Origin of the sequence: Actinomadura livida (genome assembly GCF_014648675.1) — a bacterium.
Classification (GTDB): Bacteria; Actinomycetota; Actinomycetes; order Streptosporangiales; family Streptosporangiaceae; genus Spirillospora; species Spirillospora livida.
This window is the reverse complement of sequence record NZ_BMRO01000010.1, coordinates 151,192-167,000: the sequence shown is the minus strand read 5'-3', so window position 1 is coordinate 167,000 and position 15,809 is coordinate 151,192. Positions and strand designations below refer to the sequence as shown.

The following is a 15,809-nucleotide window of genomic DNA, read 5'->3' as shown; positions in this document are numbered from 1 at the left end:
GTCGATCACGCCTGAAGCATGCGCGTCATCGTAGAGAACAGCGTGCCCCTGACACCCGACTGGACGATCGAGGAGAACCGGCTTTTCGAGTGGTTGCATCCGCAGCAATGACCTCGGCCCTCACTCCGGATCACCACGGTTCGCACCGGCATCTGCTCTGGAATCCCGACGACGCGACTCCGGCACGAGCGCGAATCGACGCCATCATCGTGCCTACCAACCGTGCTCCGGCCCATCTCGGCGAGGCCGCCCGCATCGCGGCCTTATTGGAGTGTCCGCTGGTCACACTACACAGCGGCAGATTCACAAGTGCCCGGGACACGGCGCGAAGGCTTCCCCCGGACACCGATCTGATCGCCATCGACGTACCCGGCCAGGAGGCTCTGAGGCTTCCTGAATTCGAGACGTCCCGGCTGCTTACCGGCAGGTTCGCACGCAAGACCGACATCAGCGCCAAGCGCAACTTCGCGCTGATGCTCAGCCATCTCGTCGGCTGGGAACGCATTGTCTTCCTCGATGACGACATCACCGTCCAAGCCCCGGAGAACCTCAGGACGGCGGCCGGCCTTCTCGACACCTACAGCGCCGTCGGGCTGTCCATCGGCGGTTTTCCCGACAACTCGGTCGTCTGCCACGCCTACCGTGCCGTGGGCGGCCCCCAGCAGTCGTTCATCGGCGGCGGTGCACTCGCCATCGAGGTCACCCGCCACCGCTCGTTCTTTCCCAACATCTACAACGAAGACTGGTTCTGCCTGCTCGACGCCAAGGTCGGACTCCGGCAGCTCGCGGTGACGGGAACGGTCGTCCAGCAGCCGTACGACCCTTATAGGACTCCCGACCGAGCTCGGGGTGAGGAGATCGGTGACGTCCTCGCGGAGGGCGTGTTCTGGCTCCTCGACCAGGGACGCACCGTAGCCGAGGCGGACCTGCGCCACTGGGCGGACTTCATCGCGCGGCGCGGCAGGTTCATCGACCACGTGCTGCGTCTCGCGCGGGCGTCCACGCTCATCGAGGACGATGGCGAGCGAAAGCGCATGATCGCTGCTTTGCTGGCGGCCAGGGGGCGGCTGGCGCACATCACGCCGGAGTTGTGCCAGGGGTTCATCAAAGCCCTGGCGATTGATCAGGAGCGTTGGCAGCGGCATGTCGACAGGCTTCCCAGGCGTCCGTCGATCGAGGCGGCGCTCAACTCTCTGACGAAGTCCGGTCGGCCACCGCTCGTCCGGCACATCAGCCGGAAAGCGGCGCGGCCCCTGCGGGTGGCCTCCGCCGAAGGCGGCAGGACGGATTAGGCCACTCCCTACCCTTCGGAACTGCCGCGGCCGGCCTGTTTCCGGTACACCTCGACGGCGTAGCGGAGCCGGGCGCCGACCAAGAGCTCCTCGTCCTCGGGGCAGCCGAGGAGGCGGGTGACCAGTTCGATGATCTGGTCGTCCGACAGGTCCGGCTCCCGCGTGGCGATCCGCCCGACGATCTCGACCAGTTCGGGCCGCTTGTAGGTGGCGATCGACTGCCCGCGCCTGACCTGCGCCGACCCGGCCGCCGGTTCGCTCGGCCGCCCGCCGGGCCTTCCCCAGAGCGCCGGAATCTCCGCGGGAGGGTCCGCCGGTGGCGGCGGCTCGGCCGGTTCGGACCGGGGAGCACGCCCCGGGGCATCGAGCCGCCGAGGCGGTCCGAACGGCACGTCCGAACCGCTCTCCGCGGGCCCCCCACCCGGCGCACGCGCATCGAGCCGCGGCGCATCCAACCGCCGAGGCGGAAGCCCGGCCCCGGCCGCCTCACCGGACGCACGCCCCTCACGATTCCGCGCATCGAGCCGCTGCGGCGGCATCCCCCGCCCGCGCGGGTCACGCCCTCCCTCACCCGCCGGCGCAGCCGACTCCGGAGGACGCGACCGCTCCTCCCGCGCCCCCGGCCTATCCGCAGGCACCCCGAACGGGACCCCCCTACGCGACGGCGTGGACGGCCCCGCAGGCCGCGAAGCCGGATCCTGATCCCGCTCGTCCGGGCGCTGCGGCGGGCCGCTGTTCACCGGCGCGGAGGGGAGCCTGCGCGGCGGCCTGGGCGGCTCTACGGGACGCGAAGACGGATTTTGATCCTGCTGATCTGGGGGCTGCGGCGCTCCGCCGGGGCTCGGGGCGGCCGGACCTCTTCGCGGCGGCTCCGAGGCGCGCCGGTACGGAGGCTGTTTCGGCTCGTCCGGATGCTGCGGCGGGCCGCTGGGCACCGGCGTGGACGGGAGTCTGCGCGGTGGCGTGGAGGGCTCTGCGGGGTGTGAGGCCGGACTCTGATCCCGCTCGGCTGGTGGCCGCGGTGGGCCGCCGGGGGCCGATGCGGTCGGCTGCCTGCGCGGTGCCATCGGTGGCTCCGACGGGCGGGGGCGGGGAGGCTGTTTCGGCTCGTCCCGTTGCTGGGGTGGGGCGCTGGGTGCTGGTGCGGAGGGGAGCTTTTGCGGCGGTCTGGGCGGCTCTGCGGGGCGTGGAGACGGGTGCTGTTGGCGGTCGTTCGGTCTTGGGGTGGGTGGGGACGTGGGGAGGCCGGGGTCTGGGGTGGTGTCGGCTGGGCGGGCGGGAGGTTCTGTGGTCAGGGCCGTGAAGAGGGTGGTGGTGGGGGTTATCGCGCGGAGGTGGTGTGGGAGGAGGGTGTCGGGGGGTGGGCCCTCAAGTGGGGGCAGGTCCGGGCCGGGTGGGCCCACGAGGATGATGCGGGGGGCCAGCCAGAGGAGGAAGAGGGCTTCGGCGCCGGCGCCGTGTTCGCCGTCCACGATGACGACGTCGAAGGAGTCCGCGGTGGGCGGGAGGGTCTCGGGGATGCGCCAGAGCGGGAGGATCCACGCGGGGATGACGTCGGACGGGGCGGCGGGTGAGTCGGGGACGGTGTCGAGGGCGGCCCTCCAGGCGCGGGCGGCGGTGAGGTCGGCGCGGATGACGCGGAGGCGTTCCTCGGCCTCGGTGAGGGCGGCTTGCAGGCGTTCCTTGGCGGGGACGGTCTGCCGGGTGGCGTGGTGGGCCGCCGTCCAGGCTTCGTCCCAGCGCGGGGTGCGCTCTTGCCACGCCTCGTCGCCGTCGGTGGCGATCATGAGGTTGGCGAGGTCGGGGTGGACGGAGCGGACGCGGTCGAGGAGTTCCGTGCAGCGGATCTGGCGGGAGCGTTCGTGGCGGGCCTCGGCCAGAGCGCCGAGGGCGCGGCCGTAGGCGGCGGCGTCGCGGGCGTCGATGGCGTCCAGGGCCGCCTGGAGTTCGGGGGGATCGTCGTCGTCCACGGGGCCGATGGAGTCGCGGAGGGCGTCGAGGTCGGCGGCGGCACGGCTGACGCCCAGGCCCTCCAGGGCGTTGCGGAGGGCGGTGACGTAGCTGTGCCACTGGTGGGGGTGGCCCAAGGGGATGTTGAGGCCGGAGCGGCTGAGGAGATCGCGGGTCTCTTGCACGGCCGTCATGGCGTCCCGGATGCGGGCGAGGCGGGCGTGGGCGCGGACGAAGCGGGCGACGCGTTCGGCGGGCGGGAGGTCGGCCGGGAAGGAGATGCCGGCGGCCTCCCACACGTACTGCAACTCGCGGCACGTGATCCGCACCATGAGTGCGGTGTGGACGAGGTCGAGCAGTTCGGGGGTGGTGGGCGCGGCGCCGTCGACCTTCACGGTGGTGAGGAGGGGCTCGGCCTGGCGTTGCGCGGACGAGCGCAGCGGTCCCCGCTTGAGGGTGCCGCCGCCGGCGAGGTGGGCGCGCAGGTCGAGGGCGGACGCGGCGAGCCCGCGCAGGTCCGCGCCGTCGGGGAGGTCGATCTCGTGGCCGTTGAGTTCGGTCAGGGCTCCCTCCGCCCACTGGGCGCGGGCGGTCATCTCGTGGACGCGCGCCCAGATGAGGGGGCGGCGGTCCGCGAGGGCGTCGCCGAACGCCTGGGCGGCGAGGTCGGCGGGGTTCCAGCCGCCCGGGTCGCCGTCGAGGCCGAGGTCGCGGAGCGCGGCGGCGACGGTGGATGCGTGGCCGTCGAGGCGGGCGAGGAAGGTGACGTCGGTCTCGCGCAGGCGGCGGGACAGGTCGGTCTTGGACCGTTCGGCGCGTTCGGCGGCCGCGGCCTCCGCCTCGACCAGGGTGCGGACGTAGGCGGCGCTGGGCAGCGCGCCGGGGTCGACGTCGCGCTGCTCGGTGCGGGCCTTGCGCGCCGCGGTCTCCTCCGCGAGGAGGACGACGAGTTCCGCGGCCTCCGACCGGGAGATCGGCGGGTCCGGCGGCATCCCGGCGCGGACCGGCATCCACGCCAGGTCGGGCGCCTCGGCGCGGAGCCGCTCGCGCGGGTCGGCGGGCTCGTCGGCGCCGCCGAGGCGCTCGCGGATCTCGGTGACCTGCGCGGCGGCGGCCTCCTCCCGTTCGGCCAGCGCGTCCAGGTCGGGCGGGGCGCTGCGCGCGAGGATCGCTTCCGCCGCGCGGCCGGCCACGGCGGGGTCGGCGACCGTGAGGTCGGCTAGGCCGGGCGGCAGCGCCGCGTGCAGGGCCCCCGACGCGGTGGCGCCGCTGGTGGCGACGAGCACGCGGTGGCCGCGGGTGAGCAGCCCGGCGAGCAGGTCGGGGACGGTGTCCGCCTCGCGCTCGGGCACGTGCATGACGTGCGGTCTCCTGGACGGCGACACCAGCCGCGCGATCCCCTCGGGGACGCCGCCGGGCACCCGGTCGAGGAGGGCGGCGTGGTAGTCGGCGGCGGCGCGGCGGCCCGGCGGGCGGACGACCAGCGCGGGCGCGAGGCGCAGCCGCGGGACGGGCGACGGGGCCGCCGCGTCCGGGTCCCAGTCGTCGCTGTAGTCGGCGGGGGCGGTGAGCGCGGCGGAGCACCATTCGCGCAGGACGTCCCCTACCGAGGGGTTCAGCCCGAAGCCCCGCCCGGCGCGCACCGCGTCCGGCGGGCCGGGGGCGGGCCGGTAGCCGGGGTGGCCGGACAGCAGGTCCCGGTCCCGCAGGCTCGTGCGCCCGGCGAGGACCACGTCGATGCGGTCGGTGCGGTCGTCGACGACGATCCGCACGGGCGTGTTCAGCAGGTGGTCGTGGACGGCGGGCCGCCACGCGAGCAGGCCCGTGGCGAGCACGACGTCCTCCCCCGCGAGGTCGCGGAGGATCCGGTACCAGTTGCGGAGGGCGAGCCAGCCGTCGAACTCGTCGAGCACGACCGGCGGGGTCAGCGGGATGACCGGCACGCTGAACAGGACGTCGCCGGGCCCCGCGTCCGTCTCCACGTAGACGTCGCCGGGCAGCTCCGCCAGCCAGTGGACCCGGTCGTGCGCGGACAGGTCGCGGGACGGGCGGCGGCGGCCCCGCGCCAGGTCGCGCAGGAACCTCAGCAGCCGCGCCGCGTGCTCGGACTCGCGCGCGTCCACGGCCCCGGGCTGGTCCCGGGGGGCGCGGGGGACGCGGGGGGTCGTGCCCGGAAACCGGCCGTGACCCGGGCCCTCCTCAGGCACCGCGGCTCCTTCCCTTCCCACGGGGGAACGGATCTCTCACCTCGGCCGTCCCGGGCGGCGGAGCCCCGGTGCCCGGCCGGTGCGAGGTCCGATGGTGGTGCCACGATCTAACACCCCCGGGCGGGCCCGGCCAAGCGCTATCAATGATCTTGCGGTGCCGGAGGCGTCTCAGCGGCTGCCCGCCATGTGCCGGTCCTCGTTCGGCATCATCACCCAGAGGACGAGGTAGACGACGAACTGCGGGCCGGGCAGGAGGCAGGACAGGACGAACAGCAGCCGGACGGTCCCGGCCGACATGCCGAACCGGCGGCCGAGGCCGGCGCAGACGCCGGCGATCATCCGGTTGCCGCGCGGGCGAACTAGACCGTTCATGGCTTCTTCTCTCCCCATTCAGCCGTGCAACGAACGTGGCCGCGGATTTTCGCTTCCACGTTCTCCACGCTACGAACCGGACAGGGGCACCGCATCAACCGCGGGGACTGTTCCCGAGCCATCCTCCGGGATTAGGGGATCGCCCCTAAGGGGACCCCGGTACCGGCCGATACTCGGCCGTGCGGGTCAGGCGGCGTTGTGCTCGGCGACGAGTTCGGGCAGGCCGGCGAGGTCGTCCAGGACGAACAGGCAGTTGCCCAGCGCTTCGTCGTCCTCCTGGATGTGGCCCCAGGGGCCGCGCCGCAGGAACGCCGTCCGCATCCCGAACGCGAGCGCGGGCCGGACGTCGTTGTCGATGCGGTCGCCCACGTAGAGGACGCGGTCGGGCAACACGTCGGCGAGTTGGGCGCAGCGCTCGAAGAACTCCCGCGCCGGTTTCTGGATCCCCCACACGTCGGAGATGCCGACGACGTCCGCGTCCAGGCCGAGCGCCGCCATCTGCTCGGCGGCCTCGACCGGCTGGTTCCCGGCGATCCCGATGTAGAGGCCCTGGTCGCGCAGGCCGGACAGGCAGGCGCGCGCATCCGGGTACAGGTCGTCGGGCCCGAACCCGTTGGGGACGCCCGCCTCGGCGCGCCTGCGCTGCTCCTCTTCCAGGTCGAATCCCGGCCGGAAGTATTCGAGGAGGTCCATGTGGCTGCCGCCCGTCGCGAGCACCGCGCCGAGTTTCGCGAGGAACGTGTGCCTGGGGACGCCGAGCCAGTCGGCCCACCGTCCGTAGATCTCGCCCTCGTTGATCAGCGTCTCGCCGATGTCGAAGAACACGGCCTGGACGCGGCGGGGGCTGCGCACGGTTCCCGTCCCTCCGGGGGTCGAGGGATCGCCGGTCACGGCTGGGCCAGGTCGACCGTGGAACCCGGGGCGATGCGGGTGAACTCCTTCCCGAGTTCCTTGCCGGCCCCGGTGAGGACGCGCTCCATGACGCTGAGCCCGATGTCGTTGAGGAGGCCGTCGTGGATGGCGAAGGCGCGTCCCGGGTTCACGGCGCGCGTGTACTGGTAGAGGTCGACGGCCTTCATCCAGGGCGCGTTGCCGGGCAGGCACAGCGTGGGCACGGGCTCGGACGGGACGGTCAGCGCGTCCCCGGGATGGAAGAGCTCGCCGTCCAGCATGAACCCGACGTTGGGGATCGGCGGCATGTCCGGGTGCATGATCTCGTGGTCCTCGCCGTAGACGTGGACCTCGAAGCCCGCCACCGTGACGGCGTCGCCGTGGCCGACCTGGTGGACGCGCCCGCCGAGGTCGGCGAGGCTCTCGGCGACGACGCGGGACGTCCACACCTCCAGGGAGGGCCGCTCGGCCATCGCGGCGCGCAGGGTGTCGGCGTCGAAGTGGTCGAAGTGCTCGTGGGTGACCAGGACGGCGTCGGCGGTGGCGAGCGCGGCGGACGCCTCGCTGAACGTGCCGGGGTCGATGACGACGCTCCGGTCGTCCTTGCTGATCTGGACGCAGGCGTGTCCGAGCTTGGTGAGGCGCATCAGGCGATTTTTCCACGGCCGTCCACCTGGGCCATTGACCACCCCCGCTCCCGTTGATAGAACACGTTCTAATTCTGGGGCCGTGACCGGCGCAAGGAGGCGGCGATGCCCGTTCCCGACCAACGCGACTCCGAGGTGACCAGGCGCAGCCTGGCGGACTGGCTGGAGCGGCGGCTTCCCGGAGCCCGCATCCCCCACGTGGAGACCCCGCAGACCAGCGGCTTCTCCAACGAGACCCTGATGTTCGACGCCGAGTGGACCGGCGGCGACGACGTCCGGCACAGCGAGCGGCTCGTCGCGCGGGTCGCGCCGGTGAAGTACCAGGTGTTCCCCGAGCCGCGGTTCGAGGAGCAGTACCGGCTGATGCGGGTCCTGGACGAGCGCACCTCCATCCCCGTGCCGCCGATCCGCTGGTACGAGCCGTCCGCGGACGTGCTGGGCGCCGCGTTCTTCGTGATGGGGCGGATCGACGGCCGCGTCCCGACCGACATGCCGCCGTACCACATGGACGGCTGGGTGACCGAGGCCCCGCCGGACGAGCGCGCCGCGATGTGGTGGTCCACGCTGGAGATCCTCGCGGATCTGCACCGGCTCGACGCGCGGGAACTGGGCCTCGGCTTCCTCGACCAGCCGGCATGGGGCGCCCCCGGCCTCGACCAGCGGCTCAACTACTACGAGCATTTCCTGCACTGGGCCTACAAGGGGCCGCAGGAGACGGCGCTCAAGGCCCTGGACTGGCTGAAGGCCAACCGCCCCGACGAACCCGACGAGCCCGCCGTGCTGTGGGGCGACGCCCGGATCGGGAACGTGATCTTCCAGGAGGGCGTCCCGGCGGCCGTCCTCGACTGGGAGACCGCGACGCTCGGCGCACCCGAGGAGGACCTCGCCTGGTTCATGTTCCTCGACCGCCACCACTGTGAGGGCGTGGGCGCGCCGAGGCTGGACGGCTTCCCGTCCTACGCCGAGACGGTCGCCCGCTACGAGGAGCTGCTCGGGCGCCCGATGCGGCACATGGCGTACTACGAGATCCTGTCCGGCTTCAAGTTCTCGGTGGTCATGGCCCGGATCGGGCAGGCGATGATCGACTTCGGCTGGATCGACGAGACCTCCGACTTCCCCTACAACAACAACTGCACGCAGCTGCTCGCGCGCATCCTTGGAGAGACCACGTGACGCTCTCGCCGCTCGACGATTACCCGATCCACCAGGCACCCGAGGTGATGCGGCACGTCACGACGTCCGACCGAAACTTCTACGACCGGTACTACTTCAACGCCCACCCCTGCTCCGACGAGCTGATGCTGATCATCGGGATCGGGCAGTACCCGAACCTCGGGGTCATGGACGCGTTCGCGGTCGTGCGGCACGGGCCGGTGCACAAGGTCGTCCGGGCCTCGCGCGAGCTGGGCGCCGACCGCATGGACACCACGGTCGGGCCGTTCCGAGTGGAGGTGATCGAGGGGCTGAAGCGGCTCAGGGTCGTCCTGGACGAGAACGAGCACGGCCTGGCGTTCGACATGACCTGGGAGGGGACGATCCCCGCCACGCTGGAGCCCCCGCACTACCTGCGCTGGCAGGAACGGGTCATGTTCGACTCGCGGCGGCTCGCGCAGACCGGCCGCTGGACCGGCACCATCACCATCGACGGCGAGACCATCGAGGCCACGCCCGACCACTGGTGGGGCTCCCGGGACCGCTCCTGGGGCATCCGTCCCGTGGGCGAGCCAGAGCCGCCCGGGATCCAGATCAACAACGCGGGCACGTTCTACTGGCTGTACACGCCGATGCAGTTCGAGGACCACTCGATCCTCTGCATCGTCCAAGAGGACGAGAAGGGGCGCCGGGTCCTGGAGGAGGCCACACGGGTCTGGCCGGACCGCGAACCCGAGTACCTGGGCCGTCCCGAGTACCTCCCGGTCTACGCCGAGGGCACCCGCGACGTCGTCAGCGCCACGCTCCGGTTCGCGCCGCCCGGCGCGGCGGCGTTCGAGGTCCGCGCGACGCCGATCCTGCCCGTCCATCTGATGGTCGGCACCGGGTACGGGCTGGAGCCGGACTGGAAGCACGGCATGTACCAGGGCCCCGACATCAAGGTCCAGGGCGTCACCTACGACACGCGGAAGCCCGACGACGCCGCCCGCATGTGGGGCCTCGTCGACGCGGTCGGGCGGTACGAGTACCTGGACGGCGCGCAGCCGACGGAGGTCACGACGGGTTACGGCCTCTACGAGTACTGGGCCCTCGGCCCCCACCCCTCTTTCACCGCGTGATTCTGAAAGGCCGGATGATTCTGAAAGACTGGGCGACCGTGACGACCCCGCCTTCGCCCGACCCCCCGGACGCGGGACGGCCGTCCCGGGAAGAACTGGACCGGCTGGTGCGCGACCGCATTGCGAACTGGCGTGATCAGCCGCGCGGGCTTGCCTGCGCGGTCATCGCCGCTTTCATGATCCTCACTACCGCCGCGTTCGTGTTCGCGGTGGTGGCGGTGGTGGGCGCCATGGGCTGAAGTCCGCGAATGCCGCGGAGCCGTCGCACCGACCGGGGTCGGCGCGACGGCTCCGCGGGCACTGCACAGGTCTAGGTGGGGATCCCTCCGGACCCCTCCGCGATGGTGAACGCCACGTCGCCCTGAGGGTCGACCTGGGCGTCCAGGGTCTTGTCGTCCAGCATCTCCGCGACGCTCGGCTCCAGGTACACCTTCGCGCCCTCCTCCTCGACGACCTGGTCGCCCGCTTCGGGGGCCGGGGCCACCGAGAGCCGGAGGGCGTCCGAGCCGTCGAGCCCGGACTCGATGCGGATACCGGTCTCCGGCGGAAGCTCCGGGTTGGCGGTCACGGTACGGATGACCTGGACGGCACCGCTGGTCAGCGTGAGCACGATCAGCTCCTCACGTCTCTGTCTCTCTCGCTTCGGATCTGCCCCACCCTCCCCGATCCGGACGGCCGTAAACATCGGGACGTGACCGCGCGATCTCGCTCGGCGAGCACCGGCCGGGCGCCGGCCGGTGCCCGGCCGGGCGTCAGCCGGCGTTCGGGGCGAGGGCCCGCACCGCCTCCTGCGGGGAGAGACCGCCGCCCGGGACCACGGCGAGGATGGGCGTGGTGAGGCCGCTGTCCGCGTACTCGCGGACGCGGGCGCGGCACTGATCGGGCGTGCCGTGCACGATCAGGTCGTCGACGACCTCGTCGGGGATGACCTCCAGCGCCTTCTTGCGGTCGCCGGCGGCCCACGCCTCGTTCATCGGGCGCAGCGCCTCGCCGCGTCCGAGCCACTCGTGGAACGCCCGGTAGACGGGGACCGTCATGTACGCGGCGATCATCCAGCGGCCGATGGCGCGGGCCTCCGCGGCGTCGCCGGTCGGGCAGACGAACAGCCGCGCGATCAGCTCGGTCTCGTCGCCGACCACGCCGCGCACCGTCCGGACGTCCTTCGGCGCGAGCCAGTTGGTGATCGCGCCGTCGGCCTCGCGGGCGGCGAGCCGCAACATGCCGGGACGCAGCGCGGCCAGCACGATCGGCGGCGGCGTCGCGGGCGCGTTGTCCAGCTTGAAGCCGTTGACGGCGAAGGTCTCGTACTCCTCCTTGACCTTCTCGCCGGCGAGGGCCCTGCGGAGGAAGCGCAGCGTGTCACGGGTGCGCTTGTAGGGCTCCTCGAACGGGATGCCGTTCCAGCGCTGCACGATCGTGTCGGACGAGGTGCCGATGCCCAGCACGAACCGTCCGGGCGCGAGGCCGGCGAGCGTCGCGGCCTGCTGCGCCAGCAGCGCGGGCCCGCGCGTGTAGACCGGCACGATCGCCGGGCCGAGCCGCAGCTCGGGGGCCCACTGCGAGGCGAGCGCGAGCGGGGTGAACGCGTCGGTGCCGTTGGTCTCGGCGGACCAGGCGTCGGTGTAGCCGAGCCCCGGGAGCTCCGCGACGATCTCGCGCAGCTCGCCGAGCGGAAGCCCGGTCATCGGAATCGTCAGTCCCCAGCGTGACATTCTCGTCTCCTCAGGCGAGCGAGGCGCGGATGGTGGCGCCGCCGTCCACGACCATGGTCTGCCCGGTCATCCAGGACGACGTGTCGCCGACCAGGAACACCGCCGCGTTCGCGATGTCCTCGGGCTCGCCGAGGCGGCCGAGCGGCGTGTGCTTGCTGATCTCCGCCTCGTGGGGCTCCCACAGGGCGCGGGCGAGGTGCGTCTTCACCAGGCCCGGCGCGATGCAGTTGACCCGGACCTTCGGCGCCAGCTCCATCGCGAACTGGCGGGTCAGGTGGATCACGGCGGCCTTGGTGGCGTTGTAGTACCCGATGCCGTGCTCGGTGATCATCCCGCCGACGGACGCGATGTTGACGACGGCGCCGCCGCGCTCGGCCAGCGACGCCTTCAGCGCGAGCTGGGTCCACTGGACGACCGCGAACTGGTTGACCTCGACGGTCTTGGCGGCGGCGGCCGGCTCGATGTCGGCCATCGGGCCGTAGTAGGGGTTGGTCCCGGCGTTGTTGACCAGGATGTCCAGGCCGCCGAACTCGGCGACGGCGGCGTCGACGCAGGCGGCGGCCTCCTCGGCGCGGCCCACGTGGGCGGCCTTGGCGAGCACTCGCGCGTCCGGGTGCGCGGCAGTGATCTCCTTGGCGACCTCGTCCAGCGCCTCCTGCTTGCGCGAGGAGATCACCACGTTGGCCCCCTCGGCGGCGAAGGCGGTGGCGATCGCCTTCCCGATCCCGCGGGAGGCCCCGGTGACCAGGGCCGTCTTCCCTTCGAGTCCCGTCCGCATCCGCACTCTCCCTACCTTCTCGCACCCTGTGAGCCGCCGAGCAGAATCCGCCTCGGCTCACTGTACAGGAAGTGACTGACGAGTCAGTTACCTGGGGGCGGGACGTCCGTCCCGCTCACCGGACAGCCTCCTTTCTAACGATCGTTTGCTTGTTACGCTGCGCCGGTACCGGATGAGGGAGGAGCCGCGTGACCACGACCAAGGAACGTCGTCCGGCCGTCGAAGGGTGGTTCACCACCGAGGACGGCGGCGTACGGCTGCTGGGCACCCGCTGCGCGTCCTGCGGGACGCCGTACTTCCCGCGCAACGAGCTCGCCTGCCGCAACCCCCGCTGCACGGGCCCGAAGGACGGCTCCGAACTCGAGCCCTACGCGCTCTCCTCCCGCGGCCGCGTCTGGTCCTACGCCGACTCCCGCTACAAGCCGCCGCCCCCGTACGTCTCGCCCGACCCGTTCGTGCCCTACACCGTCGCGGCGGTCGAACTGGAGGCCGAGCGCATGGTCGTCCTCGGCCAGGTCGCCCCCGGCCACACCGTCGACGACCTCGCCGTCGGCATGGAGGTCGAGCTGACCGAAGGCACCCTCTACGAGGACGACGAAGCCGAGTACACCGTCTGGATGTGGAGGCCCGTCCAGTGAGCAGCGTCGGCCGAATGAGCAGAGAGATCGCTGTGCTGGGTGCGGGGATGCACCCGTGGGGCAAGTGGGGGCGGAACTTCGTCGAGTACGGGCTGGCGGCCGCGCGGGCGGCGCTGGCCGATGCCGGGCTCGCGTGGACGGACGTGCAGTACGTGGCGGGCGCGGACACCATCCGCAACGGGTACCCGGGGTTCATCGCCGGGGCGACGTTCGCGCAGGCGCTCGGCTGGTCGGGCGCGCGGGTGTCCAGTTCGTACGCCGCCTGCGCCTCCGGGGCGCAGGCCATCGACAACGCACGCGCGCGGATCCTCGCGGGCCTGTGCGATGTGGCGCTGGTCGTGGGCGCCGACGCCGCGCCGAAGGGCTTCTTCAAGCCCGTCGGCGGCGACCGTCCGGACGACCCGGACTGGCTGCGGTTCCGGCTGCTCGGCGCCACGAACCCGATCTACTTCGCGCTCTACGCGCGCCGCCGGATGGCCGTGCACGGCGCGACGCTGGACGACTTCGCCGCGGTGAAGGTGAAGAACGCGCGGCACGGGCTGGCGAACCCGAACGCCCGGTACCGCAAGGAGGTGACGCTGGAGGACGTCCGCGAGTCCGCCGTGGTCGCCGACCCGCTGCGGCTGCTGGACATCTGCGCCACCAGCGACGGCGGCGCGGCGCTGGTGCTGACCTCGATGGACTTCGCGCGGCGGCACGGCATCGCCGATCCGGTGCGCATCCCGGGCCTGTCCACGGTGACGCCGACGTTCCCCAAGACGGTTCTCGACCTGCCCGACTTCGCGACCGACTCGGCGATGACGGCCGATGAGCCGGAGCGGCCGTTCCGGTCCGCGATCGCGCACGCCGCCTACGAGGAGGCGGGGATCGGGCCGGAGGACCTGTCGCTCGCCGAGGTCTACGACCTGTCCACGGCCCTCGAACTGGACTGGTACGAGGACATCGGCCTGTGCGAGCCGGGCGGCGCCGAGGAGCTGCTCCGCTCCGGCGCCACCGCGCTCGGCGGGCGCGTCCCCGTCAACCCGAGCGGCGGCCTCGCGAGCTTCGGGGAGGCGATCCCGGCGCAGGCCATCGCGCAGGTCTGCGAGCTGACATGGCAGCTCCGCGGCCAGGCCGAGGGACGCCAGGTCGAGGACGCGCGCGCGGGCATCGCGGTGAACCAGGGCCTGTTCGGCCACGGCTCGGCGGTCATCGCCGTCCGCTAGCCACTACGCGACCGTGAACCCGTCGCAGCCGATGTAGAAGGCGTCCCCGTTGGGGTGGACGTGCAGCCAGACGACGGTCCACACGCCCGAGGACAGGGGCCCTGAGGACCCCTCGAAGTCGTTCGGGAAGGTGAGGTCCAGCCCGGTGTCCCCCGGGTACAGGCGGGGCTTGCTGTTGACCCATCCGGGCCCGGCGCTGCCGTGCGGCCCCGGCGGGCGGATCTGGGCCGCCACGTAGTAGCGGGACGGCGTCTCGTACTTGAAGCGCATGCCGAACTCGACGGTGGCGCCGCTGTAAGGCTGCCGCGGCGCCGAGACCTGCAGCTGGCCGGACAGCGCGTCGTCCTCGGGTCTGACCGCGGGCAGGCAGGTGAGGTCGTCCGGGGAGAACTCCACTTCGCGGAAGTCAGCGGTGGGCTGCTTCACGAGGATGTCGTCGGGCGGGCGGCCGTCGGGGCCGGGAGTCCGCGTGGGCGCGTCCACCGGGGCCGTGGCGCCGCCGCCCGTCCCCGCCCCGTTCGCCGCCGGTCCGTTCGCCGCCGGTCCGCTCTGGGCCGTGTTCGCGCCCCGCCCGCCGTCGTCGCCCGTCAGGACGGACCGCGCGACGAACGCACTGCCCAGGACGACGGCGGCCACCCCGGCGACCGCCGCGATGACGGCGGCACGCGAACGCAGGCCCGTGCCGCCAGGCGCGCTCGTCGTGGTGCGCTCGGCGGGGACGAGGCCGGACGCGACGGCGTCCGGGACGCTGGCGGGCACCGGCCGAGAGGTCCCCGCGACCCGCAGGTAGGCGGGGTCGCCGGCGAGCCCGGCCGGGGACGCGGCCAGCTCGATCAGCCGCTCCAGCCGGACCCGGGAGGCGGGCTCCTTCGCGGCGCAGAGCCGGACGAGCTCGGCGACGCGGGCGTCGACGCCGTCGAGGTCGATCTCGCCGTCGAGCGTGCGGTGGATGATGGCCTCGATGCGGCCGCCGCCGAACGGCGGGCGCCCCGTGGCGGCGTAGGCGATGGTCCCGGCGAGGGAGAACACGTCCGAGGCCGGCACGGGCTCCTGCTCGCGGACGACCTCCGGCGCGACGTACCCGGGGGTGCCGTTCCACATGCCGGTCTGGGTGATCTGCGTCTGGCCCTCGCCGCGGGCGATGCCGAAGTCGATCAGCCGGGGCCCGTCCGGGGCGAGGATCACGTTGCCCGGCTTGAGGTCGCGGTGCTGCACGCCCTGCCCGTGGATCTCCAGCAGGCCCTGGGCCAGCGCGGCGAGCAGCCGCAGGCAGGTGTCCGGCGGCAGCGGCCCGTGCTCGGCGACGGCCTGGCGGAGCGTCGGGCCCGGGACGTACTCGGTCGCCAGCCAGTACGGCGGCGCGTCCAGCCCGGCGCCGACCATCGCGGCGGCGAACCGGCTGCGCACCCGCTCGACGGTGGCGACCTCGCGGCGGAAGCGGGCGAGCGCCTGCGGGCCGTCGAAGTCCTCGCGGATCACCTTGAGCGCGATGTGCCGGCCGGCGCCGGTGAGGCCCAGGTAGACCTGGCCCATGCCGCCCGCGCCGATCCGGGCGATCAGCGGGTATCCGCCGATTCCGGCGGGGTCCTCGGGGCGTAGGGGCTCCACGTCAGCGGCCGTCCGATCGTGCGTCCATGCCGGGCATGATCTCACCGCGCGCGGCCCGGTGCCGACGGGACGGGGCGTTTCCCGGCGGGCCGCGCGGACCGGATCAGGCCCCGATCCGCAAATGTGACCTAAGTCACCGCCTAGAAGTCGTGTGACCTGCGATGTAGCGGTCAGGTGTCCCTGTGTTACGCGAATGCGCGCCGTTCGCGTGGCACGACTCCAGGGACGGTCGCACGGCC

Annotated in this window: 14 protein-coding genes; 6 read left to right on the top strand and 8 right to left on the bottom strand. The window is 72.7% G+C overall.

Annotation, left to right across the window (positions count from 1 at the left end):
• Positions 1-107: 107 nt before the first annotated feature.
• Entirely contained in the window at positions 108-1,292 is a 1,185-nt protein-coding gene (locus tag IEZ03_RS24125; protein WP_184881011.1) for a hypothetical protein, read from the top strand.
• 8 nt (positions 1,293-1,300) lie between these two features.
• Here IEZ03_RS24125 and IEZ03_RS24120 read toward each other — a convergent pair whose 3' ends face one another.
• The 4 genes from IEZ03_RS24120 to IEZ03_RS24105 all read right to left on the bottom strand — a co-directional run bounded on the left by IEZ03_RS24120 (position 1,301) and on the right by IEZ03_RS24105 (position 7,359).
• The gene (locus IEZ03_RS24120) at positions 1,301-5,449 is read right to left on the bottom strand and encodes a hypothetical protein (protein WP_184881009.1); all 4,149 of its coding nucleotides are present in this window, start codon (positions 5,447-5,449) and stop codon (positions 1,301-1,303) included.
• Positions 5,450-5,617: 168 nt separating this feature from the next.
• Positions 5,618-5,821, bottom strand: a complete 204-nt coding sequence (locus tag IEZ03_RS24115) for a PspC domain-containing protein (protein ID WP_184881007.1) — start codon at positions 5,819-5,821, stop codon at positions 5,618-5,620.
• A gap of 186 nt (positions 5,822-6,007) precedes the next feature.
• Entirely contained in the window at positions 6,008-6,673 is a 666-nt protein-coding gene (locus IEZ03_RS24110; protein ID WP_184881005.1) for an HAD family hydrolase, read from the bottom strand.
• 35 nt (positions 6,674-6,708) lie between these two features.
• On the bottom strand, positions 6,709-7,359 hold the full coding sequence (locus IEZ03_RS24105; protein WP_184881003.1) for an MBL fold metallo-hydrolase: 651 nt from the start codon (positions 7,357-7,359) through the stop codon (positions 6,709-6,711).
• 105 nt (positions 7,360-7,464) lie between these two features.
• On the opposite strand from IEZ03_RS24105, the gene IEZ03_RS24100 reads away from it, so the two are divergent.
• The 3 genes from IEZ03_RS24100 to IEZ03_RS24090 are packed head-to-tail and all read left to right on the top strand — an operon-like array spanning position 7,465 to position 9,868.
• A complete protein-coding gene (locus tag IEZ03_RS24100) occupies positions 7,465-8,532 on the top strand; it encodes a phosphotransferase family protein (protein WP_184881001.1) in 1,068 nt (355 codons plus the stop codon).
• On the top strand, positions 8,529-9,629 hold the full coding sequence (locus IEZ03_RS24095; protein WP_184880999.1) for an Rv3169 family protein: 1,101 nt from the start codon (positions 8,529-8,531) through the stop codon (positions 9,627-9,629). The genes IEZ03_RS24100 and IEZ03_RS24095 overlap by 4 nt, the downstream gene beginning before the upstream one ends.
• Positions 9,626-9,868, top strand: a complete 243-nt coding sequence (locus IEZ03_RS24090; RefSeq protein ID WP_184880997.1) for a hypothetical protein — start codon at positions 9,626-9,628, stop codon at positions 9,866-9,868. Before IEZ03_RS24095 ends, IEZ03_RS24090 begins: the two co-directional genes overlap by 4 nt.
• Positions 9,869-9,939: 71 nt before the next feature.
• On the opposite strand, the gene IEZ03_RS24085 is transcribed toward IEZ03_RS24090, so the two are convergent.
• The 3 genes from IEZ03_RS24085 to IEZ03_RS24075 form a co-directional block, all read right to left on the bottom strand.
• The gene (locus IEZ03_RS24085) at positions 9,940-10,239 is read right to left on the bottom strand and encodes a Fe-S cluster assembly protein HesB (protein ID WP_131955792.1); all 300 of its coding nucleotides are present in this window, start codon (positions 10,237-10,239) and stop codon (positions 9,940-9,942) included.
• 142 nt (positions 10,240-10,381) lie between these two features.
• On the bottom strand, positions 10,382-11,341 hold the full coding sequence (locus IEZ03_RS24080; RefSeq protein ID WP_184880995.1) for an LLM class F420-dependent oxidoreductase: 960 nt from the start codon (positions 11,339-11,341) through the stop codon (positions 10,382-10,384).
• A 10-nt stretch (positions 11,342-11,351) separates the two neighbouring features.
• Positions 11,352-12,119 carry an SDR family oxidoreductase gene (locus IEZ03_RS24075; protein ID WP_184880993.1) on the bottom strand — a complete coding sequence of 256 codons (768 nt, stop codon included), beginning with the start codon at positions 12,117-12,119 and terminating at the stop codon, positions 11,352-11,354.
• A 188-nt stretch (positions 12,120-12,307) separates the two neighbouring features.
• On the opposite strand from IEZ03_RS24075, the gene IEZ03_RS24070 reads away from it, so the two are divergent.
• Positions 12,308-12,757, top strand: coding sequence for a Zn-ribbon domain-containing OB-fold protein (locus IEZ03_RS24070; RefSeq protein ID WP_184880991.1), 450 nt, complete (start codon positions 12,308-12,310; stop codon positions 12,755-12,757).
• A gap of 14 nt (positions 12,758-12,771) precedes the next feature.
• Positions 12,772-13,962, top strand: a complete 1,191-nt coding sequence (locus tag IEZ03_RS24065) for a lipid-transfer protein (protein ID WP_184880990.1) — start codon at positions 12,772-12,774, stop codon at positions 13,960-13,962.
• Positions 13,963-13,965: 3 nt separating this feature from the next.
• Here the strand turns inward: IEZ03_RS24065 and IEZ03_RS24060 are convergent, their stop codons facing one another.
• Positions 13,966-15,570, bottom strand: a complete 1,605-nt coding sequence (locus IEZ03_RS24060) for a serine/threonine protein kinase (protein WP_184880988.1) — start codon at positions 15,568-15,570, stop codon at positions 13,966-13,968.
• Positions 15,571-15,809: the final 239 nt, after the last annotated feature.